Annotated in this window: 25 protein-coding genes; 16 read left to right on the top strand and 9 right to left on the bottom strand. The window is 31.1% G+C overall.

Annotation, left to right across the window (positions count from 1 at the left end):
• Positions 1-23 precede the first annotated feature (23 nt).
• From JAO71_RS04110 to JAO71_RS04045, 14 genes are all read left to right on the top strand, one after another.
• Positions 24-311, top strand: a complete 288-nt coding sequence (locus JAO71_RS04110) for a helix-turn-helix domain-containing protein (RefSeq protein ID WP_202999078.1) — start codon at positions 24-26, stop codon at positions 309-311.
• A complete protein-coding gene (locus JAO71_RS04105; protein ID WP_202999076.1) occupies positions 312-1,211 on the top strand; it encodes a hypothetical protein in 900 nt (299 codons plus the stop codon).
• A gap of 158 nt (positions 1,212-1,369) precedes the next feature.
• Positions 1,370-1,795, top strand: coding sequence for a hypothetical protein (locus JAO71_RS04100; RefSeq protein WP_202999074.1), 426 nt, complete (start codon positions 1,370-1,372; stop codon positions 1,793-1,795).
• A gap of 51 nt (positions 1,796-1,846) precedes the next feature.
• On the top strand, positions 1,847-2,038 hold the full coding sequence (locus tag JAO71_RS04095; protein WP_202999164.1) for a helix-turn-helix domain-containing protein: 192 nt from the start codon (positions 1,847-1,849) through the stop codon (positions 2,036-2,038).
• An 11-nt stretch (positions 2,039-2,049) separates the two neighbouring features.
• A complete protein-coding gene (locus tag JAO71_RS04090; protein WP_202999072.1) occupies positions 2,050-3,597 on the top strand; it encodes a type I restriction-modification system subunit M in 1,548 nt (515 codons plus the stop codon).
• On the top strand, positions 3,590-4,072 hold the full coding sequence (locus JAO71_RS04085; RefSeq protein ID WP_202999070.1) for a nucleotidyltransferase substrate binding protein: 483 nt from the start codon (positions 3,590-3,592) through the stop codon (positions 4,070-4,072). Before JAO71_RS04090 ends, JAO71_RS04085 begins: the two co-directional genes overlap by 8 nt.
• A complete protein-coding gene (locus tag JAO71_RS04080) occupies positions 4,072-5,550 on the top strand; it encodes a restriction endonuclease subunit S (RefSeq protein WP_202999068.1) in 1,479 nt (492 codons plus the stop codon). Before JAO71_RS04085 ends, JAO71_RS04080 begins: the two co-directional genes overlap by 1 nt.
• A 10-nt stretch (positions 5,551-5,560) precedes the next feature.
• Positions 5,561-5,971: a hypothetical protein gene (locus JAO71_RS04075; RefSeq protein ID WP_202999067.1), complete on the top strand. Its 411-nt coding sequence runs from the start codon at positions 5,561-5,563 to the stop codon at positions 5,969-5,971.
• Positions 5,972-6,046: 75 nt separating this feature from the next.
• A complete protein-coding gene (locus JAO71_RS04070; RefSeq protein WP_202999065.1) occupies positions 6,047-9,268 on the top strand; it encodes a type I restriction endonuclease subunit R in 3,222 nt (1,073 codons plus the stop codon).
• Between the two features lie 15 nt (positions 9,269-9,283).
• Complete coding sequence (locus tag JAO71_RS04065; RefSeq protein WP_202999063.1) at positions 9,284-10,240, top strand: ATP-binding protein; 957 nt, start codon at positions 9,284-9,286, stop codon at positions 10,238-10,240.
• 31 nt (positions 10,241-10,271) lie between these two features.
• A complete protein-coding gene (locus tag JAO71_RS04060) occupies positions 10,272-10,565 on the top strand; it encodes an STAS-like domain-containing protein (RefSeq protein ID WP_202999061.1) in 294 nt (97 codons plus the stop codon).
• A gap of 807 nt (positions 10,566-11,372) precedes the next feature.
• Positions 11,373-11,531, top strand: a complete 159-nt coding sequence (locus JAO71_RS04055) for a hypothetical protein (protein ID WP_159140115.1) — start codon at positions 11,373-11,375, stop codon at positions 11,529-11,531.
• Between the two features lie 249 nt (positions 11,532-11,780).
• The gene (locus tag JAO71_RS04050; protein WP_133965464.1) at positions 11,781-12,221 is read left to right on the top strand and encodes a DUF6943 family protein; all 441 of its coding nucleotides are present in this window, start codon (positions 11,781-11,783) and stop codon (positions 12,219-12,221) included.
• Between the two features lie 137 nt (positions 12,222-12,358).
• Positions 12,359-13,000: a DUF6266 family protein gene (locus JAO71_RS04045; protein WP_115840013.1), complete on the top strand. Its 642-nt coding sequence runs from the start codon at positions 12,359-12,361 to the stop codon at positions 12,998-13,000.
• Between the two features lie 211 nt (positions 13,001-13,211).
• On the opposite strand, the gene JAO71_RS04040 is transcribed toward JAO71_RS04045, so the two are convergent.
• The 8 genes from JAO71_RS04040 to JAO71_RS04005 all read right to left on the bottom strand — a co-directional run bounded on the left by JAO71_RS04040 (position 13,212) and on the right by JAO71_RS04005 (position 19,732).
• Positions 13,212-13,826: a hypothetical protein gene (locus tag JAO71_RS04040; protein ID WP_202999053.1), complete on the bottom strand. Its 615-nt coding sequence runs from the start codon at positions 13,824-13,826 to the stop codon at positions 13,212-13,214.
• A gap of 158 nt (positions 13,827-13,984) precedes the next feature.
• Positions 13,985-14,185: a hypothetical protein gene (locus JAO71_RS04035; protein WP_202999051.1), complete on the bottom strand. Its 201-nt coding sequence runs from the start codon at positions 14,183-14,185 to the stop codon at positions 13,985-13,987.
• The gene (locus tag JAO71_RS04030) at positions 14,178-14,678 is read right to left on the bottom strand and encodes a hypothetical protein (protein WP_202999049.1); all 501 of its coding nucleotides are present in this window, start codon (positions 14,676-14,678) and stop codon (positions 14,178-14,180) included. The genes JAO71_RS04035 and JAO71_RS04030 overlap by 8 nt, the downstream gene beginning before the upstream one ends.
• A gap of 287 nt (positions 14,679-14,965) precedes the next feature.
• The gene (locus JAO71_RS15940; RefSeq protein ID WP_317193453.1) at positions 14,966-15,439 is read right to left on the bottom strand and encodes a WG repeat-containing protein; all 474 of its coding nucleotides are present in this window, start codon (positions 15,437-15,439) and stop codon (positions 14,966-14,968) included.
• Between the two features lie 407 nt (positions 15,440-15,846).
• Complete coding sequence (locus JAO71_RS04020) at positions 15,847-16,338, bottom strand: GNAT family N-acetyltransferase (RefSeq protein ID WP_394370842.1); 492 nt, start codon at positions 16,336-16,338, stop codon at positions 15,847-15,849.
• A 176-nt stretch (positions 16,339-16,514) separates the two neighbouring features.
• Positions 16,515-17,537 carry an SAM-dependent methyltransferase gene (locus JAO71_RS04015; protein ID WP_202999045.1) on the bottom strand — a complete coding sequence of 341 codons (1,023 nt, stop codon included), beginning with the start codon at positions 17,535-17,537 and terminating at the stop codon, positions 16,515-16,517.
• Positions 17,538-17,709: 172 nt separating this feature from the next.
• A complete protein-coding gene (locus tag JAO71_RS04010; protein WP_202999043.1) occupies positions 17,710-18,231 on the bottom strand; it encodes a hypothetical protein in 522 nt (173 codons plus the stop codon).
• 7 nt (positions 18,232-18,238) lie between these two features.
• Positions 18,239-19,732 carry a YfcC family protein gene (locus tag JAO71_RS04005; protein ID WP_202999042.1) on the bottom strand — a complete coding sequence of 498 codons (1,494 nt, stop codon included), beginning with the start codon at positions 19,730-19,732 and terminating at the stop codon, positions 18,239-18,241.
• A 101-nt stretch (positions 19,733-19,833) separates the two neighbouring features.
• Here JAO71_RS04005 and JAO71_RS04000 point away from each other — a divergent pair, with 101 nt between their 5' ends.
• Together JAO71_RS04000 and JAO71_RS03995 are read left to right on the top strand one after the other, a co-directional pair.
• Positions 19,834-20,499 carry a uracil-DNA glycosylase gene (locus JAO71_RS04000; RefSeq protein ID WP_202999040.1) on the top strand — a complete coding sequence of 222 codons (666 nt, stop codon included), beginning with the start codon at positions 19,834-19,836 and terminating at the stop codon, positions 20,497-20,499.
• 249 nt (positions 20,500-20,748) lie between these two features.
• Positions 20,749-22,602, top strand: a complete 1,854-nt coding sequence (locus tag JAO71_RS03995; protein ID WP_202999038.1) for a polysaccharide lyase family 7 protein — start codon at positions 20,749-20,751, stop codon at positions 22,600-22,602.
• An 80-nt stretch (positions 22,603-22,682) separates the two neighbouring features.
• Here the strand turns inward: JAO71_RS03995 and JAO71_RS03990 are convergent, their stop codons facing one another.
• Positions 22,683-23,537, bottom strand: coding sequence for a substrate-binding domain-containing protein (locus tag JAO71_RS03990; protein ID WP_028608010.1), 855 nt, complete (start codon positions 23,535-23,537; stop codon positions 22,683-22,685).
• Position 23,538 lies beyond the last annotated feature (1 nt).

Raw genomic sequence — 23,538 nt, 5'->3', positions numbered from 1 at the left:
TAGTAACATTAAAAATTAAGTAAATGGAAGCAGTAATTTTAACAGCAGAACAGTACAACAATTTAGTATCAAGATTAGACAAATTAAATTCTACTTTAGAATCTAATCAAAAACCATCACACGAAACCTTTCTCGATAATCAAGAGTTTATCCAGCTAATGAATATTAGCAAGCGAACAGCTCAAACTTGGCGAGATGAAGGTAAAGTATCATTTTCTCAAATAGGCAGTAAAATTTACTACAAGATGAAAGATGTAGAAGTCTTGTTAGATAAAAACTACAATAAAGCCTTTAAAAATAGTAGAAGATAAATGTGTTTTGACACATTACACATTGAACATCAAGTAAAAAACATACCTATAGATTTTGTAAATCAAAAAAATGAAACATTAAGTTGGTTGAATTTAAAGTGGCATCCCATAACTAATAAGCATCAATATTTAAGTTGCTATTACACATATATAGGGAATTTAAGATTGGTGTTTAAAGGCGATAAAATTTATATTAAAAACTCTCTACAATGTTTTTATATGAATAATAATTATCAGTCATTCTCTTTTAGTCAGGTGTTAGACGCTTTTTCTAAGCTAAATCAATTAGTGCCTTTTAATATCTATGAGGCAGTAGTTACAAGATTAGCAGTTGGTGTAGTTATAGAAGAAGATGCACAAAAAGCATATAACGAATGGAAGTTTTATATGGGAAAACCACCAAAACCAATGTATGAAAAAAATAAAATCTACGGTGCTAAATTTCATTTAAACGATTATTATATAAAAGCATATAATAAAACATTTCAAGTGCAATGCAAAGATAAAATCAATATAGGGAAACCATATTTTAGATATGAAATCGAAGGAAAAACAAAGTTCTTTAACAATAAAACTAACAATGTTGGCATTACTACAGTTGCAGATTTAATTGATAAAGTAAAGTATAAAAAACTTTGTAATATTTTAATAGAAAGGTATCAGAAGATTGAAAAAGAAGCACAGATTGATTTATCAGAACTAACATTAAAGGAAATGCGCTTAGTAGCTTCAATGAGAGATTTTAAGATTAAAGAAGGTATGAGGAAACAGTATTCGCATACATATAAAAAAGAGCGTTTAAAGTATCTTAATTTAATGAGAAATGTAGATAACACAGCCTTTCAAAACAAGGTTTTTAATAAGCTAAATACAGTCATTCAAAATAGTTTAAATAACTAACGTTTTTCAACTTGTAATATACCCTAAAACAGGGGTAAAAAGTTAGTAATTGATCTGAATTAATGAGAATGTAAATTTTCTAATATTTATATAATGTAATACTGTGTATTTATATAATGTAATTACTATATTTAAACCATCAGAAATAAGATTTAAGAATGGAAGAACATTTAATTGAAATTTTATACACGGGATATAGAATTAACTTTCTATTAGAGGAATTAGAAGAGAAAGGGATTCAAATTGATTTTAATAAATTGGATACATCTAATTGGGATGTTGTAGTTGATATTGTTGGTTTTCCAAAAGATAATTCTGCCGAAATCTTAACGGATTATTATAAAAATGGACAAGATGAAACTGATGATCCATTTGTTGATAATTTAGATTTGTTTTGTAGAGATTGGCTATTCAATGATTATTTTGATCGTGTAGAGTCTCTTAAAAAAGAACAAGACATATATTTCAAGGATGATTTACTAAAAACAAAGGTCAGACATAATGAAGTAGAGATAAAAAAAGTGTTGTCACAACATTTAGATTGGCTTAAAAAGGAATTTATAAAATATAATAATGAAGATTAATGTTTGTTTCATCTACAGCTAATATTAAAAAAGAAAATGGTCAATAGTCCAATAAACAGAATAAAAGAAGTTCTTGAAGATAAAGGTATTAAGCAAGTATGGCTTGCAGAACGCTTAGGTAAGAGTTTCAATACAGTAAATGGTTATGTGCAAAACAGAACACAGCCAAGTTTAGAGGTGTTGTATGAGATTGCTAATATCTTAAACGTAGATCCAAAAGAATTATTAAAAACAAACTTATAGCTAATAAATAAATGGCAAAAACTAAAACCAAAAAAGAAGAGCCTTTAGAAAAAGTACTTTGGGCAACTGCAAATAAACTAAGAAAAAATATAGATGCAGCAGAATATAAACACGTTGTGTTGGGTTTAATATTCTTGCGTTATATCTCAGAAGCTTTTGAAAACCTTTATGCAAAATTAGAAGAAGGAAAAGGAGAATTTGAAGGTGCAGACCCAGAGGATAAAGATGAGTATAAAGGAGAAAATGTATTCTTTGTACCTACTAAAGCACGTTGGAGTTACCTTCAGGACAATGCCAAAAATGCTGAAATAGGAAAGTATATTGATGCAGCAATGGATGCTATCGAAAAAGAAAACCCAAGACTAAAAGGTGTACTTCCAAAAGTATATGCAAAAGAAAATCTTGACACTACCAATTTAGGTACATTAGTAGATATGATAGGTAATATCGCATTTGGTGATGTAAAAGATAGAAGCGCAGATGTATTAGGGCACGTATTCGAGTATTTCTTAGGTGAGTTTGCATTAGCAGAAGGTAAAAAAGGCGGACAATTCTATACACCAAGAAGTGTGGTAGAATTAATGGTAAATATGTTAGAGCCATACAAAGGTCGTGTAATGGACCCTTGTTGTGGTAGTGGGGGAATGTTTGTACAGAGTGAAAAGTTTGTTGTAGAGCATCAGGGAAATGTGAGTGATATTTCTGTATATGGGCAAGAAAGCAATCAAACAACGTGGCGTTTAGCTAAAATGAATTTAGCTATTCGTGGTATAGATAGTTCACAAGTAAAATGGAATAATGAAGGCTCATTTCTAAAAGACGAGCACAAAGATATAAAGGTAGATTACATAATCGCAAACCCACCATTTAATGATGATGATTGGAGCGGTAATTTATTAAGAAAAGATGGAAGATGGCAACACGGTGTGCCACCAGAAGGAAATGCAAACTATGGTTGGATTCAACATTTCTTGTATCACTTATCACCAAGCGGTCAAGCAGGCTTTGTATTGTCTAAAGGTTCGCTTACAACTAAAACTTCTGGTGAAGATGTAATACGTAAAAACTTGGTAGAAGCAGGTTTAATAGATTGTATAGTGAACTTACCTGCAAAACTCTTTTTAAACACGCAAATACCTGCTTGTTTATGGTTTATGAGTCGAAATCGCACCAATGGAAAGTTTAGAAATCGTAAAAACGAAATACTATTTATTGATGCTCGTAATTTAGGGCATTTAATAAATCGAAGAACAAGAGAATTATCACAAGATGATATAGACCTTATTTCTGATACATATCATAATTGGAGAAATACAGATGGTAATTATGAAGATGTTGCAGGTTTCTGTAAAGCCGAAAGTATAGAGCGAGTAAAAGAACTCGATTGTGTATTAACGCCAGGGCGTTATGTTGGGTTACCAGATGAAGAAGATGATTTTGATTTTGCAGAACGTTTTACAAGTTTAAAGGCAACATTCGAGACACAACTAAAAGAAGAAGATGCGCTTAATAAAGCGATAAAAGATAACCTTTCTAAAATCGTAATAAACAATGAGTAAAGAAGATATAAGATGGGAACAACGCTTTTCTAATTACGTAAAAGCATTTAATAAATTAGACCAAGCGGTTACAAAAATCAAAGAAGATTATGTAGTAGATGAAGATGGTAATATTGATGATGATGAATTTTTAGATGACATCATAAAAGAAGGGGTCATAAAACGATTTGAGTATACGCACGAGATAGCTTGGAACGTAATGAAGGATTATGCCGAATATCAAGGTAATACTAATGTTGGTGGCTCTCGTGATGCGGTTAGAGAAGCTTTTAAAATAGGTATAATTCCTAACGGTAAAATATGGATGGAAATGATTCTAAGTAGAAATAAGACATCGCATACTTATAATGAAGAAACTGCTGATGAAATATTTAATTTAGTTATTAATGATTATCATAATGTTTTTAAATCATTCTTAACCACAATGGAAGGAAAGCGAAGTGGTGAGCAAGAAAATTTATTTGAAGAGGAATAATGTACGGATTAGAACAAGAAGACATAGATAAAATAAACTCGGTTTTTAGTAAATATCCAGAGGTTGAAAAAGCGATATTATATGGCTCAAGAGCTAAGGGTAATTATAAGCCACACTCAGATATAGATATAACCTTAGTAGGTAAAACACTTACCTTATCTCAACAATTTTCAATAGAAACAGATTTAGATGATTTATTGTTACCTTACAAAATGGATATTTCTATTTTTCATAAAATAGAGAATGAAGATTTAATAAACCACATAATCAGAGTTGGTATTTCTTTGTATAATCGTATTAATGTTTTAGAGAAAATAAATAAAAACAATTGGAAAGAAGAAAGGTTAGGAGATGTTATATATACCAATGAGAATAATATTTCTAAGGGTTTTCCACATAAAGATATTAAGTATTTAGATACAGGTTCAATTACCGAAAATAAAATTGAAGGTTATCAGTTTTTTAAATTAGATGAAGCGCCAAGTAGAGCAAAAAGACTCGTTAACGATGAAGATATTATATACTCAACTGTTAGACCAATACAGCTTCATTATGGATTTATAAAAAATCCTGATGAAAATTTAGTGGTTTCAACAGGTTTCACAGTAATTAGATGTGATAAGGATAGAATTTATCCAAAGTTTCTATATCATTATTTAACCGATTCAAATCAAACAGAATATTTGCATTCTATAGCAGAAGGTTCAACATCCACTTATCCATCATTAAAACCATCGGACATAGAAGCTTTAGAGATAAAATTACCACCACTTCCTGAGCAAAAAGCTATTGCTAATGCGCTAAGTAGTTTAGAAAATAAAATAGCCTTACTACACAGACAAAATAAAACCTTAGAAGCTCTATCCAAAGTTTTGTTTAGACAGTTTTTTATTGAAGAAGCAAATGAAGAATGGGAGGAAGAATCATTAAGTTCAGTAGCGTATTTTTTAAACGGTTTAGCGTGTCAAAAATTTCCACCAAAAAATGAAATAGATAAACTACCGGTACTAAAAATTAAAGACTTAAAGTCTGGTATTTCAGATAGTAGTGATTTTGCAAGTACAGATGTAAATGAAAAATACTTTGTGAAAAATGGAGACGTTATATTTTCTTGGTCAGCTTCATTGGTAGTTAAAATATGGGATGGAGAAGATTGTATTTTAAATCAGCATTTATTTAAAGTAACCTCAGAGCGTTTTCCTAAATGGTTTTATTATTTATGGAGTAAGTATCATTTAGATATGTTTATAGCAATAGCAAAAGCGCACGCTACAACGATGGGTCATATTAAAAGAGGAGATTTAGATGATGCAATGGTAATCATTCCACCACCTTCAGAATTAGCAAAAATGAGTAAAACATTTACACCGCTAATAGATAAGATTATAGCAAATAATCAACAAATAAAACAAGTTGAAAAATTAAGAGATACACTTTTACCTAAGCTAATGAGTGGTGAAGTAAGAGTGCAATTATAAAATATATAGAATGGCTGAACTTATAGAGGATAGAGATTTTGAAAAGGATTTTAAATTAAAGGATAACAGAATCATTACACTGCGTTTAGAAGATGATCTAACCGAAATTTCTTTTTGGGAAGGAGGAAATCAATTAGGTTCACCTTATAACGATGTTTTTTCGTTTGATGAATTAGAAGATTATTCAGAGCCTACTTATAGATTGTCAAGAATGTATTGTCCTGTTAAAAAAAATGGATTAGGTCGTGAGGCTGTTAGAATGTTTCTCGATTATTCAGATGCAAAAATTGTAACAAGACCACCAAATACAGGAGAGTTATCAGATGGAAGTCATTTAACAGAAGATGCACCTGATTTCGTTGCTAAAATGCAAAAAGAAGGGTTAATTGAAAATTGGGATGATTTAGAAGACGATTATTAAATTTTAAATTATTTTCTTAAAAAGAGATATAATATTTTAATAAAGGTAGTTGGTATAGTAAAACAAAGAAATATAATGACAAAACTATTTGAAAATGACATAGAGCAATTACTAATAGAAGAGTTAGAAAGTTTAGGATATTATTATGTATATGGTCCTGAAATAGCTCACGATGGTGAATTTCCTGAAAGAGATAGTTATGCAGATGTTGTATTGCATAATCGTTTAAAGGAAGCAATATATCAACTTAATCCATCTATTCCAGATGAAGCAAGACAAGATGCTTTTAATCAAGTGTTACGTATTAGCTCACCAGACCTTTTAGTAAATAATGAAGCGTTTCATAAAATGCTTACAGAAGGTGTAAAAGTATCATATAGAAAAGATGGTGTTTCTCGTGGTGACTTAGTTTGGTTGGTCGATTTTGATAATGCAGAAAATAATGAATTTGTAGTTGCTAATCAATTTACTGTAATAGAAGATAATCACACAAAAAGACCAGATGTTATTTTATTTATTAATGGTTTACCATTAGTGGTTATAGAGCTTAAAAATGCTGTTGATGAAAATGCAACATTAAAGTCAGCTTTCAAACAATTACAAACCTATAAAGCTACAATCCCAAGTCTATTTACTTATAATAGTTTGTGTGTTATTTCAGATGGTTTAGAGGCAAAATCAGGTTCGTTGTCAGCAGGTTTTTCACGCTTTATGAGTTGGAAAACAAAAGATGGTACAACGTTGGCTTCTCATTTAGATTCTGAAATGGAAGTATTGGCACAAGGGCAGTTAAATAAAAAAACGCTAATAGATATTATTAGGTATTTCATTGTATTTGAAAAATCTAAAAAAGAAGATTTAAAAACAGGTATTACAACAATTGATACAGTAAAAAAGGTTGCAGCATATCATCAATATTATGCAGTAAATAAAGCAGTAGAAAGTAGTAAAATAGCTGCTGCAGAAGATGGAGATAGAAAAGGTGGTGTGGTATGGCATACACAAGGTTCTGGTAAATCGTTATCAATGGTTTTCTATACAGGTAAAATTGTACAAGCACTTAATAACCCAACAGTATTAGTAATTACAGATAGAAATGATTTAGACGATCAATTGTTTGATACTTTTGCTTCAGCTACACAGTTATTAAGGCAAAAACCAGTACAAGCAACAGATAGGCAACATATAAAAGAATTATTAAAAGTAGCTTCTGGTGGTGTAATATTTACTACAATACAAAAATTTCAACCAGAAGAAGGTAATGTATATAAAACCTTAACAGATAGAAAAAATGTAATTGTTATTGCAGATGAAGCACATAGAACACAATATGGGTTTAAAGCAAAAACAGTAGATGATAAAGATGAAGATGGTAATGTAATTGGTAAACGTATTGTATATGGTTTTGCAAAGTATATGCGTGATGCATTACCAAGCGCAACATATTTAGGTTTTACAGGAACACCAATTGAAGGTACAGACGTTAATACACCAGCAGTTTTTGGAAGTTATGTAGATATTTATGATATAGCACAAGCAGTAGATGATGGTGCTACAGTTCGTATTTATTATGAAAGTAGATTAGCTAAAGTAAATCTAAGTGAAGAAGGTAAAAAGTTAGTCGAGCAATTAGATGAAGAATTAGCAAACGAAGAGCTTACAGAAACTCAAAAAGCAAAAGCAAAGTGGACACAATTAGAAGCCTTAATTGGTAGTGAAAATAGAATAAAAAATATAGCTCAGGATATTGTTTCTCACTTTATAGCAAGGCAAAATGTTTTTGAGGGTAAAGGAATGATTGTTGGAATGTCTCGTAGAATTGCTGCTGAATTGTATAATGAGATAATAACATTAAGACCAGATTGGCATCACAAAGATTTAGATAAAGGTGTTATAAAAGTTATTATGACTGCATCTTCTTCTGATGGCCCGAAAATGGCAATACATCATACAACGAAAGAGCAAAGAAGAGCCTTAGCCGAACGTATGAAAGACCCTAATGATGAATTGAAGTTAGTAATTGTTAGAGATATGTGGTTAACAGGTTTTGATGCACCTTCTATGCATACTTTGTATATAGATAAACCAATGAAAGGTCATAATCTAATGCAAGCAATTGCAAGGGTAAATAGAGTGTATAAAGATAAACCAGGTGGTTTAGTTGTAGATTATTTAGGGATAGCATCAGACCTTAAAAAAGCATTGGCGTTTTATAGTGATAGTGGAGGTAAAGGAGACCCAACAATTGCACAAGAACAAGCAGTTTCTTTAATGTTAGAGAAAATAGAAGTAGTATCACAAATGTTTTTAGAAAAACCTGAAAGAGGATACTCTGAAGCATTACAAAATTTAGTAAACGAACCATCAGCACCATACATTGGTAAAGATAGAGGGTTGCTATATGAAGAGTATTTTACTGCTGATACCAAAACAAAGCTTAAAATTATTCTTATAGCTGAAGAACATATTCTAAGTATTGAAGATGGTAAAAAGCGTTTTGTAAACGAAGTAACAGCATTGTCTAAAGCATTTGCAATAGCAGTGCCACACGATGAAGCTATGGACGTAAAAGATGAGGTGTCATTTTTTCAAGCAGTTAAAGCAAGATTATCAAAATTTGATACTACAGGTATAGGTAGAACAGATGAGGATTTAGAAACAGCAATACGTCAAGTTATAGATGAAGCATTAGTATCAGACAAGGTAATTGATGTGTTTGATGCAGCAGGTATTAAAAGACCGGATATATCTATTTTATCAGAAGAATTTTTGATGGAGATAAAAGATATGGAGCATCAAAATGTAGCATTAGAAACCTTGAAAAAATTGCTTAATGAAGAAATAAAAACAAGAAGTAAAACAAACTTAATACAAAGCAAATCACTTATGGAAATGCTTGAAAATTCTATAAAAAAATACCAAAATAAAGTATTGACTGCTGCTGAGGTTATTCAAGAACTTATAGAATTAGCAAATCAAATAAAAGTGGCAGATAAACGTGGTGATAGTTTAGGTTTAACAGATTATGAATTGGCATTCTACGATGCGATTTCTAAAAATGAAAGTGCAAAAGAGGTATTAGGCAATGAGGTTTTAAAAGAATTGGCTATATATTTAGTAGAAACAGTTAAAAATAACGCAACAATAGATTGGACAATAAAAGAAAGTGTAAAAGCTAAATTAAAAGTAATGGTTAAACGTGCGCTTAGAAAATTCGGTTATCCACCAGATCAACAAAAGTTGGCAACGGACACAGTTTTAAAGCAAGCTGAACTTTTAGCAGATTTCTGGAATTAATAAAGTAGAATTATTTTGGCAAACTTTCCCATAACAATAGATTTCAGAAATATATCAAGTCATAATCAAATTGTAGATGCACTTTCAACAGCTTTTGATGCTGTAGCAGATGATACAGTCCATTTTACAATTAATCTGAATACATATTCTATGTTATATTCAGATCATTTAGTTTTAATAGGTAGTACAGTTAATCATTTGAGGAGTATTGGTGTAATAGTCACAGGTAATTTTCAAGATTTTAGAGTTGATTCAGCACAAGTTAAATACGCAAGCAGAGTTAACTTTTTTGAACAAATAGGTTTTGCCTACGCAGAAAATTTTCAAAGACAAAAAGCATCTGGTCGTTTTACAGAGATAAAAAGGTTTGATGATGATAATGCATTAGATATTCATAAAGAGATTGTTTCTATTTTACTAAAAGATTCTATTAATGATGATATGATGACTGTTCTCGAGTATTGTTTATGGGAAGTTATGGATAATACAATCCGTCATTCTCAATCTGATGGTACAATTTATAATGGTAGTGGTTATATTAGTTGTCAATATTTTCCAAGTAAAAAACAAATTAGAATAATTGTTGCAGATAATGGCCAAGGTATTCATCAAGCATTGACTACACACCCTAATAGTAAATATAAATTATTAAATGAAGCAGAAGCTTTAAATCAAAGTGTTAACAAAGGTGTTACAAATAGTACAGGTATGGGATTTGGTTTATGGGCAACAGATACTCTTATAAGAGAAAATGGTGGTAAACTCATTATACATTCAGGTAATCATTCTTTAGAAATTGACAATAATAAAAACCTAGAAAACACATCAAAATGGCAAGGTGTTTACACATATATAAGAGTTAATACAGATGTAGCTGTTACTTATGATAAAATATTTGATGATGATGGTCAAAAAAATGCATTTGAAGAACTCAAAGAGAAATTATTAGGAAATCTCGATGATCTTTGGTAATTTTGGCACAGTTTTTACGACTATACATACAATGGAAATTAAGTTCGGACATATCGGAAACAGCTTAGGAACAAGGGTTTTAGGTAAAAAACTACGTTTGGAGATTGAACAATCTCTTAAAGCGGAGCAGTTTGTTACGTTCAATTTTGAAGGTGTAAAACTAATTTCACACTCATTTGCAGATGAATGTTTTGCTAAACTTCTTGAAGTTGTTGAGTTAGACGAATTAAAAAAGAAATCTACTTTTATCAATACAAATGATATAATCAAAAAGACTGTTGCTTTTACAATTAAAGAAAGAGCAATGCAGTTAGTTTCTGCTTAAAATTCCCCACAAAATAAAACCCAGTTTATTGCTTAGGCAATAACCCTCTGTCTTTTATTTTATTCCGCGCGCCACCACATAGTTGGTTTTATGTCACAATAGTTGTAGCCAACGCTATAATAGCACATTGCTTGTTTTATTTAAAAGTATCTATTTTAATAAAAGTAGTACAATAAAAAAGCAAAGAGCTATTGCCAACGCTCAAAACAACTATTCCGCCACAAAACCAACCCAAAGCTAAGTTACATAATAGAAGTTATAGGAGCAAAAATCCTTTCAAAGGTTGCCTACGGCGTTTTATTATATTTTCGTCGCTATAACTGCTATTATGTAAAATATCCGCTTATCCAACGCTCACATCCGAACATATAACCACATTTTGAACAAACATTAAACAGTCGAACAATTAAAGGATTAAGATAATTGAAAATAATATTCGTTATCTCATTCAACTGCACAAAACCATCATTAAGTCCAAGTATTCCTTAACTCAAGTCTTTGTTTGTTTCATTTCACTAACAAATATTAAAGTCCACTTTTCCCCACCACCCAAGTAGTAGGATATAAAAAAATAGGTTTAAGAAAGTTAGTACTACGCCATAGCATATTGCTTTTTCTCGTACCTCAAAAAAACAAAAAGCTATCGTCTAAAAGTCCTGTATAAGTATTAATTTAAATGCTGTTTTATCAAACAACTATTTAAACCAATACCCATACAAACGCTTCATCCACCGCACAGTAAAAGATTAAAACCTATTTTTTTAAGTGTTAATTCCCCAGAAAAGTTAAATTTATAGTATGAAAAAAATGATTGAAGATTTATTTGATTTATTCTTTCCAAAAGATATAGATGAAAACGGTATTGAAATTGAAAATCCTGAAGGCGACGATTCATATACAACAAAAGTTTTCACAATAGTTATGCTGATAATTATAGTAATATTCGCATTTATAGGATTAAAATAAAAAAAGGTAGCAAATATATGTGGCTTCCTCTGCCAGCCGCACAAGGCTATAAAGGTCAAGCCCTACGGGTTTTGAATAAAACTTTTTTTACAAACTTTTTTCTTTTTCATTAAACATTTTAACTCAAAAAACTTTTATCCAAAAACCTTGACAGCCTTACCCACGCCACAACAACTATGGCTATCTTTTTATTCTTTTCAAAAAAAATAATGTAGCGAAGCGTAGCGAGCAATTTTAAATTGGATAGCTATGTCAACTTTTGAACTGAAAACACACCGTACAGGAAAAACTTACTCAAACCCTCATTTTTTCATCCTAAACAAAGGGCTTAACAGCGGAAAACCGCTCTCAAATCCTTGTCCTAATTGTTTTGTATTGCAAACTTCAACCGAAAAAGAAAAAAACACGCTTTTTCATTTATCTATGATGCTACAAATAGGCGGTTTTTACGCTTATTATTTAAAAGGAAGTGTTATTCCGTTTATCTCAATAGATGATTGCAGAAAAACGCTTAAAAGTAGTTTAAAATCAAATTGTAATGTAGATGATATGATGCAAAAACATATTAAAGCGGTAGAGGTTATCAGTAAAAAAGAAAAAGAGTTACAAAATGTCATTGAAAAAATGGCAGTTTTAAAGGTCGCATATATACGTAATTGTTTCAACTTGATGCAAAGCAAAGAAGCCTAACGCAAAGGCATCGTAAAGGCTTGAAACAGTAACAAAATGGTATAATTTTAGTTATATTAGAGGGGTAAACAAAGTTTAAAAGCAATATCAAGTCCGTACCAAATCCGAACAAATATTAATTTTAAATTGTAATAGAGATGGGAAAAATTCCACAGGGTATTTTAGGAAGCTTATCGGGTAAGGTAGGTAGTATTATTGGAGGTAGTTGGAAAGGTATCGACTACATCAGAATTAAGCCAGCAAGTGTGGCGAATCCTCGAACAGAGGGACAAGTGAATCAGCGTAATAAATTTACTATTACTTTGGAGTATTTGCAAGCGACTAAAGATTTTATAAAAATCGGTTATAAGTCATTTGCGACCAAGAAAACGGAATTTAATGCTGCGATGTCTTATGTGTTAAATAATGCAGTAGGCGGTATTGCACCTAACTTCACGATTGATTATTCTTTAGCTTTATTAAGTAGAGGTGGTTTGTCTGGTGTTTTAAATGGTACAACTGATTTAACCAATGCAGGACAAGTTTCTTTTGGTTGGGGTGACAACTCAGCAGAAGGAAATGCAAATGCAACGGATAAAGCAATGGTATTGGTTTATAATCCAAGTAAGAAAGAATCAATTTCTATTCTTGATGGTGCTGATAGAACTGTAGGTTCTCAAGTCGTTACCATACCAGGCACTTATGCAGGAGATACAGTAGAGCTGTTTATGGCGTTTGTTTCTGCTGATGGAACACAAGTATCGAATAGTGTGTATTTAGGCTCTGGTACGGCAGCTTAATAACTTTAAGCATAAATACATTCAAAAAGAAACCGTTACAGTATATTTGTAACGGTTTTTTTATGCTTATAGATCACTATTTTTACTTCTCAAATTTATAGTTTAAAAAGTTGTACCTATGTTGTACCTTTTTTAATATATTTCTATATAAGTCAATAAAATCAATACATACAGAGTGTTATCTACACAACACGGTGTTGTGTGGCGTTTTTTATTCCTTTTTCAACTGTCCAATGAGATATGTATCTCCTGAATCAAATCCAACACCAAAATATAATTGTTCACGTTCCTTAATTGACTCGAATAAACCAAACTTTTTAATTTTGTACGTTAAAAATTGACTTTTCAAGTCTTTCATTGTGTGCGCAACGAGTAAATTCAGAAGTCCATTGAAAACCAAAACTTCGTAATCTCCTGATAGCTCATTTTCGGATTTAAGATTGTCTATTTTTTCGAAGTCATCTAACAATAAATAACGTCTTTTTGGTAAATATTCAGTATCGCAATTCCAATCAGAGTCTTCGTCAGGGGAAAATTTTGAGCCAGCTATGTAAATTGTTGTTTTACTTTGTCCATCATCAATATCTGGAAAGGATAATTCAGAAAGTCCAAAATAAATTGATTTTATTTCTTCCGGTATGGGTTCTTTTTCCAGAACTTCTATCAGCCAATCTTGAAATCGCTTTAAAATTCTATTTGTATCGATTTGAGTGATTGGTAGATTGTTGTCGGATAGAACCTTTTTTATTTGTTCATATCCAGACGAAACATCTTTATTTTCTTTTATCTGACTATTTAATAAGTCATTGATTTCATTCCAATCCATTCAGTTTTTTTAATGACACACAACGGTGTCGTATAAGAATAGTTGCGGGTTTACGTGCGAGGATTTTCCGCAGGAAAATCAGACGTAGTAAACTTGCAACTATCTTTGGTTAAGCCCAAAATTGAGCAATTATTTTTATACATTGTTATGCACAGATTTTATTCCGATTCCTTTTGCAAAACAAAGGTTATATTAATATGATATGTTGAATTTGTTCCAGAAGTAAATCGGTCAATGACTGTGTAGCCCTCATCCAGATATTTGTTCACAGTTTGTAGTTCTACTTCTTGGGTTTTGTCATTGCCTTTTGAAGCTTCTCCTGTATAAATATTAACTGTAATTACCTTTTGTCTAATCATTTTGCTCTTCTTTTCTGTCCAATATCTGCTTAATTCTACTAATATATTTTTCTTGTTCACTTTGCGAAAACTTGTGTTTTGCTCCGTCAAAGTTTTTGGTTTTCGTTTCAACTGTCGAATAGTAACTCACAAGTGTACTTAATGCATTTAATTTCGCAGTAATTTTAAGATTTTCAGATTGTCGTCTTTGTTGTCTTTCTGATTTTTCTTGTGCGGTAGCGGAACGTTCAAGTTCCATTCTTGTTTCTTTTAATTCCTGTCTTTGTAAGGCTAATTCTTTCCGTTGTAATAAAATTGTGTAGATAATTCCAGCAAATGCAAGTCCGGAAAATAGACTGTTTATTAATCCAAAACTATCTCCTAAAAGTGCTCTGTCCGTTAACTTTGGATAGATGAATGGAATTAAGAATACAGATAATAACCAAATTATTAATACTGCTATTAGAAGCCTATAAAGGCCATTTAACTTATCTTGATTTGTGTTTTCGGTCATTTTCTCAATTTGTGCATAACTGGTTATATGACAACTAATATAGTTGTTTTTGGGGTTATATTTCCCGTTATGACAACTTTTAGTAACTTATATCAAATAAGTTTCATATTTATTATAGTTGTATTATTAAAAGCTAAATTACAATAATGCACTTGCAAGTACAATACGTATAACTACGTATTTTTTATTAAAAAAAAGTAGTGTTAATTTTATACCGTTTTAGCTATTGTAGGTTATTACGATGTATTTAATTTTTGAGATAATGACAAGTATATCCTTTAACTTTTTTAGAAATATCTTCTTTCCCAATCTTGTACCATTGTATAGTTCTGGGAAAAAGCACTAGCGTATAAAAATTGAGATTTAAATACAGTTTCTCCTAGTTTATTAATGTACCCTAAATTATTATCATTTTCCTCTTTGCTAAGAACCATAGCTAACCCTTTTGAAGACCAACTATTATGACTAGTTCCTCTAAATGGATATTTTCCAAATTGGCATTTAATTATTTCTTCGCTTGAATTATCGATAAAGCCATAAAGGTTATCACGAGATACTAAAGCCTGACCTTTTGAAAAAGGAAAAGTGGTGTCGTAAATAGCGTCTGTTATTGGTTCTCCTTTTTTATTAATTAATAACATCTTTCCATTAGTTGATTGAACAGGAGCTAACCCTCCTGAGAAATAGATTGACTCAAAAGATGATACAAAGCCTGAACCTGAAAACACAGGATCAATTACCCAGTCACCTGTCTGATTAATAAAGCCAGATCAGAAGATTTTGTGGACTTATTAAAACACATTGTTTTTTGGATTAAGAACTAAAATATTATTAATTACAGCCAATGTTGTATTCTGTTTTTTTTAAATCGTTAATCGCATTAATTGTGACAATTTGAATTTAAAGTTAGTAAAATTGAATTATTAACTGTCCTATAGAGAAGTCTAAAAGTACTGATGAGATTACTACTAGTCCAATTCCTAAATTGTGCTTATAATTTAAAAGATAATTAGTAAACCATGTAATTCCGATTGAAATTACCAGAAGCATTACTGAAATTAAAAGTGGTATTATGGATTTATCTATGTTTCTTATCATTTATACTATAACGTATTTTATATTAGTTTTGTAGCGTCTTATATGCTTTAAACTACATTTATTATATACATTAGTTTTCTTTATTATATACATTTAGGTTGTGTTTCTCCATATAAAATTCAGGATTGGGTATTTTAGTAAAACCAAATTTTTTATAAAGCCATTCTGCTGTATCTGTTAATAAAATCCAACGTCTTAGTCCTTGAAGATTTGGGTGTTCCATTATTTGTGTTATCAACCATTTACTTAATCCTTTTCCTCTATGTTCTTTTAATATATAAACATCTCCTAAATATGCAATAGTCGAATAGTCAGAAATTATTCTAGCAAAACCAATTTGTTTGTTTTTATAATAAAGTCCAAAATTTAAAGAGTTCTCAATAGATGTTTTTAAAGTGTTAAGAGGGATACCGTTAGCCCAATCGGTTTTGTTTGTGAGAAATTTGTGAATGCTAAAAACATCTAATTTATCCTTATCTGTTGAAATGGTATAATCATTTCTATGTGTTTCTCTAATTTTCAAAGCAGTTATCTTAATTAATACCAACGTGGTTTGTGGCATTGGTATAGTGTAAATTTAGCAAATAAAAACAGAATGGAAAACCCTAATAATTTTAAGAAGTTGGCAATATCTAGTAATGTATAACGTGCCGTTTTAGTGATAGTTTTGAGATAATTGTAAGCCTTATATAGTTGTTAACGCAATTATTTTTTATTGTTTTCTAGATTTGATTTGGTTTAAGCATGGTTAGGTAACGTTATTTTATATTCAAGTTTTGGCTCTGAAGAAATTTGATACTGTGTGTCAATTAAGACTGAGCCTTTTGTGTCTTCAGGAATATTTTGAATAAAAAGGGGTGTAGTTAAACCACTATTATTAATGCCTATTGTTATATTTTTATAAACTTGTATTTCTGTAATAATAACAAGTTGATTGAATCCTTTTAATGTGTCATTTTTAATAACAGTTTTTATTTTTTGAAAATGATTTTTGTTATCGTATTGTGATTTTGATTGACCTTTAGGAAATACCGATGCTTTACTGATGTCTAATACTTTTTGTATTTTATTATAGTGTTTAATTTGAAGAGCTTCTGTTGGAATTCCTGCTTCTTTAAGGCCTAAATGTAGCTCGATTTTTTCTGGTATAAATATAGTATCAAACGAGACTTGTTGCATCAAATTTAAAAAAATAGGGACTTGTTGCTCTTTTGCCAATGCATTTTGCATGGTTTCACTTATAATAATATCAGGTTGATTTTTAGGATCTATCTTAAATTTAGTAGCGTCATCATTTATTAGGTCTATGTTATAACCTTCTAATCCTAATTTAGAAATTACTTTTTGTAATATTTTAAAAGTAAATGGGTTGACTTCTAATAAAGTGTATTTAATAGTTTCTTTTTTGTATTTAAAAATAATGGGTAGTATAAGTGTCGCAAATGGTCCTGTACCTGCATATAGGATATGGATTTGTTTTTTATTCGCTTTTATTTGGTCTTCAATAGCTTTATTTATACCTCTGATAAATTGTCGAGTTCTTAATATATCATCCAAACAAAGTGCAGCCCAAAACGTACCAAGAGCTTTACCGTTGCCTAAAGCGATGTCTTTTTTACCCTCCTCAATATCCAGATCTTGCTCACAAATGGTATTTAAAATAGACTTGTAGGCTTTAGTGGTCTTTGATAGTTTTTGGTAGTCTAGTGTATCTTCAAAATATACTGACGTTACTTTGATTATCTCTTTTTGAGTGTCCATTTTGGTCTTGTTTATAGTACCTTGAGAATAGAAATATTATTTAAATCTGGATAATTTTTATAATTATGAACAACAACTTTTATTATTTGTATACAAATAGATATCATGTAATTGTAGCTATTTTATTAATAGCTAAACTACAATTATCACACAGTAACTACAATACGTATAACTACGTGTTTTTTATATTATAAATAGGTGTTGTCATTAGGCCTACATTAGGTAGATTTAAACAAGTAAAGTCTAAAGCAAACTCAACTGTTATTGGTGAAGTAGGATAGATGTAAATTGGTAAGGTTTTATGTTGGTAAAATTTCATTCTAAGTATAGTATGCTCTACAGGTAATTGTGTATTGTAGGTATACTCTTGACCTAAATAATGGATTGGTATTTGTAATGTACTTTTAAATTTAGTTAGGTTTTTTTGTTTGTGATATCCTCCTAAATGTGCTTGTTTATTAAATTTAGAACCGTTTGGGTCTAATTGGTTGTCGTATATATCTACTGGCCTGTTTTCTTGCCAATGTAGTCCGTCTATTTTTATGTGATCTAATACTAATGTAACCTGTTTAAAACGTTTAAATAACTGTAGTCGTTTTTTGTTTGCTTTTTTTGATTGAAACTTGTTAACTATTTCAATTATAAAAATAATTAGTGCTATTAGTATTGATGTAATTTGCCAAAGGTATTCCATAATTATATTAAATATAACTAGATACAGTCATGACTATTAAAGTAAAAACAATAAGCACTACAAATAAGGGCATGATAAATTTTAGCCATTTATCAAAACCAACTTTAACAACAGCTAAAGACGCTAATATTAATCCTGTTGGATTAATAAAATAAAATAATCCCAAGCCATATTGGTAGGCATTTACAACAATTTCTCGACCTATTCCAACACTATCTGCTAAAGGCGACATGATTGGCATAGTTAATACTGCCATACCAGAACTACTAGGTATAAAAAAGGATAATCCTGCGTAAATTGCTGTCATAGCACTAGCAAAAACACCTTTATTCATTCCAGTGGTTAATGCACTAGCATAGTGTAATAAGGTATCGCTAATTAAACCATCTGCCATAATAACAGTTACACCACGTGCAATACCAATAATTAAGGCCACACCTAGTAAATCTCCAGCACCTTTAACAAAGGTGTCTATAAAATCTGTTTCTTTAATTTTAGCAATAAAACCAATAAGTATGGCTCCAACTAAAAAGGTTGCAGTCATTTCTACAAACCACCATTCAAGTGCTACAACACCATAAATCATAATAATAAAACAAAGCGCAAAAACGATTAACGATAACCGTAAACGTGACGTAAACTGTACTGTTTTAGTATTGGATTGCGTAAACAAAGCTGCAATTTGCTGTTGCTGGTCATAAATGATAGACTGAGTAGGATCTTTTTGTACGCGTTTACCATATTTTATAATGTAGATTAAAGCAATAGTCAAACAAGCAATTAACATAAATACACGTCCCCAAAGTCCAGTAGTCCAACTTATTCCTGCTGCATCACTAGCAATAATAGTACTAAACGGATTAATAGTAGAGCACATAGTACCTATAGAGCTTCCTAAAAAGATACAAGCAATACCAACCATAGCATCATATTTGGCTGCTAAAAACACCGGAATTAAAATAGGGAAGAAGGCTATAGTCTCTTCGGCAAAACCAAAAGTTGTTCCTCCAGCAGCGACTAAAGTGGTCACAAGTATAATTAAAATAAATTCGCGTCCTTTTAAAGCGTTAGCTAGCCAGCTAATACCAGCATCAAAAGCTCCTGTACTGTTAATAATACCAATTAATCCTCCAATAATTAATACTAGAAAAATAATATCTGCAGCTTCAATAATACCTTTAACAGGAGATTTTACAAAGTCGTAAAACCCTTGTGGTCTAGCTTCTAATTCTTGATAAGTGTTTGGAATATTAATAGGTTTGTAAATGTCTCCATTAGTAAATTTATCTAATGGAATTTTAATATTTAAAGCCTGTAATGTTTTCTGAGTAGCTGGTAAGGTCGTTGTTGTGTCTATTCCAATTTGGGTAAACAAATTGGTTTCTTTATTGTAACTTAAAGTTTGGTATTTACCTGCAGGTACTAACCATGTTAACAGCGTGACAAGTCCTGCTATTATAAGTAAAATGGTTTGAGCAGAAGGAAATTTGATAGGTTTCATGAATTAAGTTACTATTATAGATAAATATTAAGCTGGTAATTTTAATAGCTATAAAGATAGTATTATTTTGTGCCTAAGTTAAAGCACATCAATCAAAAGTTATGAATCTTAATATACATCACAGTTGGAAACCCTTTTTGCAACCAGAATTTGAAGCGTTTTATTTTAAAACTCTAGAGGCTTTTGTGGATAAAGAATATAAAGTCAACCAATGTTTTCCGCCTGAAAACTTGATTTTTAATGCCTTTAACACTTGTCCCTTAAACCATTTAAAAGTGGTAATAATTGGTCAAGATCCTTACCACAATTACAACCAAGCAAACGGATTGTGTTTTAGTGTTAATGACAATGAAAAACATCCACCATCATTAGTTAATATTTTTAAAGAATTAGAAACTGATATTAATAAAAAATATCCGTCAAGCGGAAATTTAGAATCCTGGTCTAAACAAGGTGTTTTTTTATTAAACGCAACCTTAACCGTTAGAGCGCACGAAGCTGGTAGCCATCAAAAACAAGGTTGGGAAAGTTTTACAGATGCTGTAATCAAAACCATTAGTGATCAAAAGGACAATGTGGTGTTTTTACTTTGGGGAGGATTTGCTAAGAAAAAAGCAAAATTAATTGATGCTGCAAAACACTATATATTAACCTCTGGTCATCCTTCGCCTTTAAGTGCTAATCGAGGTTACTGGTTTGGTAACAAACATTTTAGTCAAACTAATGATTTATTAATTGATAATGGATTGGAAAGTATTAAGTGGTAATTCAATTTACTATTTTAAATATTAATTTATTTTAAGTTAGGATTTATTAAGTCATTTGTTAGCTTATCAAGCTTAAACTCTAAGGTTTGCTTATTCGCATATTCTTAAAATAAGATACCTATATTGATTTTTATTGATTTTTTTAACTGTTAATAGTTGATTTATATATTTTTTTAAACTAAATTGGTTTACCAGATTGGATTACCAGTCTGTTAACCCAAAATTATTAATTTTTTTAAATCAACCAAGATGAAAAAACAAATCAATTCTTTAATTAGGAAAAAAGGGCTTTTAAGTAGTGTATTACTATTAGTATTGCTCATTATTGTAAGTTGCTCTACTGAAGAACTCGAAACAAACACTCAAGACAGTAAAGCAAAAACCGAAATCGGTAACCATGCTTTAAGAACCACAATTTCTAGTAACAATAGTGTAACTATTGAAGCGGAAAATTATGACAACATGAGTGGTATTCAGACAGAAACTACTAGCGACTCTGGAGGAGGCCAAAACGTAGGTTGGATAGATTCTGGAGATTATTTAGAATATGATCTAAATGTAACTGCGTCTGGTAGTTACAAATTTGAATTTAGAGTGGCTTCTAAATCAAATAACTCTAAAATGGACTTTTACCAAGGCAACACAAAATTATCCAATGTTAATAAAGCAAGTACTGGTGGTTGGCAAAATTGGACAACAACCTCTAAAACGGTTAATTTAAGTTCTGGTAACAGTACACTTAAATTATTAGCTACAGGAAGTGGTTGGAATATTAACTGGATAAAAATTACTCCTGTAAATGTAGATGCTAATGCTTCCAATACTACAAACTTAGCATTAAATAAATCTGCAACGCAATCGTCTACTAGTAATAATGGTGTTGCTAGTAGAGCTGTTGATGGCAATACAACTGGAGTTTGGGGTCAAGGTAGTGTAACGCATACAAATAGCACATACCGTCCTTGGTGGCAAGTACAGCTAGGTGCAAATTATAATATTGGAGATATTAAAATCTGGAACAGAACAGATTGTTGTGCAGACAGATTAAGCAATTTTGATGTCTTTGTGTACAATACAGCTGGAGTACAGGTGTATAAAACTACAATAACTGCAACGCCTAGTCCTTCAGTCACTATCAGTACAGATGGTGTTTTAGGATCAAGAGTGAGAATAAAACTGAAAGACACAAACCCATTGTCTTTAGCAGAGGTACAGGTGTTTGCTGCTGATGGTAGCGGAACTGGTGGTTCTGGTAATTTAGATCCTGACCAAGCACCTTCTGATAATTTTGATTTGTCTACATGGAAAATTACATTGTCTTCTGGTAGCGAAAAGTCAGTATCGCAGTTAAATAATGGATACGAGCTTAGTAATCAATTTTATACTGCTTCTGATGGAGGAATGGTATTTAAAAACTATCCTTTAGGAGCAGGTACAACGACCAACTCTACATATTCTAGAGTTGAACTTAGAGAAATGTTACGTGGTACAAATACTAGTATTTCTACGTCTGGAGTTAACGGAAATAATTGGGTGTTTAGCTCTTCTAATTCTAGCAGCCAGAATAATGCTGGTGGAGTAGATGGTGTTATGGAAGCAACTTTAAAGGTGAATCGTGTAACAACAACTTCTGGAAGTACATCTCAAGTTGGTAGAATTATAATTGGACAAATTCACGCTAGTGGAGATGAACCAATTAGGTTATACTACCACAAACAACCTGGTCATAGTAAAGGTGCTATATATTTTGCACACGATCCAAGTGTTGGAGATGAAGTCTTTGAAAATATGATAGGAAATTATGTAGAAGAAACAGGAAGTGGAGCAGGAGATTATACAGGTGCTGGTAGTCCATCTAATGGTATAGCGCTTAATGAAGAGTTTTCTTATAAGATAGAAGTTGTTGCTAATACAATGTATGTAACTATTTACAATGCAAGCGGAAGCAGTATAGCATCTAAAACTTTTAATATGAGTAATAGTGGTTTTGCTAACGATTGGATGTACTTTAAAGCAGGTGTGTATTCTGGAAATAAATCTGTGACAAGTAGCTCTGATTATGAGCAAGTGACGTTTTATAAATTAGAAAAATCACATAATTAATATCTGATTACAATAATTAGAGGCAGAATATTCAAAATATTCTGCCTCTTTTTTTTATGTCTTATTTGAAATTATAGGAGTTATAACTCTTCGACAAAATCTTTATAATCCCATTTTTCAGGAATAATATTTAAGGCAAATAGTTCGTCTTGAACCTTTTTAATGGTTTGTTTAGAGATGTTTTCTTGAGACCATTCTGTTAAGCTTAACCATTCTTGTACATCTTCTAATTCTTGCTCATAACGATTGGCAATCATACGATCTATACTTGGTATGTCTTTAAACTCTGATGTTGTGTTATTAACAATATTTAAAATGGTTTTGACGTCTTCCTTATTCGTCTTTAAAAAATCTTCTCTTACAGCAATTACAAAACAAGGCCAAGGTGAAGGACAATTACCAATACGTCTAAATGTCCCATTATCTACTAAAGGTTTGGTGGTGAATTTTTCCCACATGAAGTAGTCTGCTTTCCCTTCGGTTAAACCTTTAACTGCGCCATCAAGGTTTTTAATAACCTCAAAGTCTAAGTCCTTTTTAATATCCCAACCATTATTTTCAGCATTAATATAAGCCATTAAGTGTGATCCAGATCCATATCGACTAATGGCTGCTTTAGTACCTTTTAATGCTTCAATGGTATTGTATTTTGATTGTTCTGCAACATGAATTCCCCAAATTAAAGGTGTTTCAACAAAAACCTGAACAATTTTACATTTATTTCCAGCAATAATATCTTTAACAATTCCTTCGGTTAAGATGACAGCCATATCAATGTCACCATCTCTTAAACCTTTACACATAGCACCTGTACCACCAAAATAGTCTTTCCAACGTAAGTTGATGTTTTCTGCTTTATATTCGCCATTTTTTAAACCTAAATACCAAGCTAGGTTAAAATGTTCTGGTACACCACCAATGTTAATTTGCTTCATG

Source organism: Olleya sediminilitoris, assembly GCF_016785945.1.
Lineage (GTDB): Bacteria > Bacteroidota > Bacteroidia > Flavobacteriales > Flavobacteriaceae > Olleya > Olleya sediminilitoris.
The sequence above is the reverse complement of the archived record's forward strand: the minus strand, read 5'-3'. Positions and strand labels throughout refer to the sequence as shown.

Bases quoted from the DNA above. Each gene is read 5' to 3' on its own strand.
- JAO71_RS04105 (WP_202999076.1), top strand. From the start codon at position 312: ATGTGTTTTGACACATTACACATTGAACATCAAGTAAAAAACATACCT.
- JAO71_RS04100 (WP_202999074.1), top strand. From the start codon at position 1,370: ATGGAAGAACATTTAATTGAAATTTTATACACGGGATATAGAATTAAC.
- JAO71_RS04070 (WP_202999065.1), top strand. From the start codon at position 6,047: ATGACAAAACTATTTGAAAATGACATAGAGCAATTACTAATAGAAGAG.
- JAO71_RS03995 (WP_202999038.1), top strand. From the start codon at position 20,749: ATGAAAAAACAAATCAATTCTTTAATTAGGAAAAAAGGGCTTTTAAGT.
- JAO71_RS04060 (WP_202999061.1), top strand. From the start codon at position 10,272: ATGGAAATTAAGTTCGGACATATCGGAAACAGCTTAGGAACAAGGGTT.
- JAO71_RS04075 (WP_202999067.1), top strand. From the start codon at position 5,561: ATGGCTGAACTTATAGAGGATAGAGATTTTGAAAAGGATTTTAAATTA.
- JAO71_RS04085 (WP_202999070.1), top strand. From the start codon at position 3,590: ATGAGTAAAGAAGATATAAGATGGGAACAACGCTTTTCTAATTACGTA.
- JAO71_RS04090 (WP_202999072.1), top strand. From the start codon at position 2,050: ATGGCAAAAACTAAAACCAAAAAAGAAGAGCCTTTAGAAAAAGTACTT.
- JAO71_RS04040 (WP_202999053.1), bottom strand. From the start codon at position 13,826: ATGGATTGGAATGAAATCAATGACTTATTAAATAGTCAGATAAAAGAA.
- JAO71_RS04050 (WP_133965464.1), top strand. From the start codon at position 11,781: ATGTCAACTTTTGAACTGAAAACACACCGTACAGGAAAAACTTACTCA.
- JAO71_RS04000 (WP_202999040.1), top strand. From the start codon at position 19,834: ATGAATCTTAATATACATCACAGTTGGAAACCCTTTTTGCAACCAGAA.
- JAO71_RS04055 (WP_159140115.1), top strand. From the start codon at position 11,373: ATGATTGAAGATTTATTTGATTTATTCTTTCCAAAAGATATAGATGAA.
- JAO71_RS04010 (WP_202999043.1), bottom strand. From the start codon at position 18,231: ATGGAATACCTTTGGCAAATTACATCAATACTAATAGCACTAATTATT.
- JAO71_RS04005 (WP_202999042.1), bottom strand. From the start codon at position 19,732: ATGAAACCTATCAAATTTCCTTCTGCTCAAACCATTTTACTTATAATA.
- JAO71_RS04015 (WP_202999045.1), bottom strand. From the start codon at position 17,537: ATGGACACTCAAAAAGAGATAATCAAAGTAACGTCAGTATATTTTGAA.
- JAO71_RS04080 (WP_202999068.1), top strand. From the start codon at position 4,072: ATGTACGGATTAGAACAAGAAGACATAGATAAAATAAACTCGGTTTTT.
- JAO71_RS04045 (WP_115840013.1), top strand. From the start codon at position 12,359: ATGGGAAAAATTCCACAGGGTATTTTAGGAAGCTTATCGGGTAAGGTA.
- JAO71_RS04035 (WP_202999051.1), bottom strand. From the start codon at position 14,185: ATGATTAGACAAAAGGTAATTACAGTTAATATTTATACAGGAGAAGCT.
- JAO71_RS04030 (WP_202999049.1), bottom strand. From the start codon at position 14,678: ATGACCGAAAACACAAATCAAGATAAGTTAAATGGCCTTTATAGGCTT.
- JAO71_RS04020 (WP_394370842.1), bottom strand. From the start codon at position 16,338: ATGCCACAAACCACGTTGGTATTAATTAAGATAACTGCTTTGAAAATT.
- JAO71_RS03990 (WP_028608010.1), bottom strand. From the start codon at position 23,537: ATGAAGCAAATTAACATTGGTGGTGTACCAGAACATTTTAACCTAGCT.
- JAO71_RS04110 (WP_202999078.1), top strand. From the start codon at position 24: ATGGAAGCAGTAATTTTAACAGCAGAACAGTACAACAATTTAGTATCA.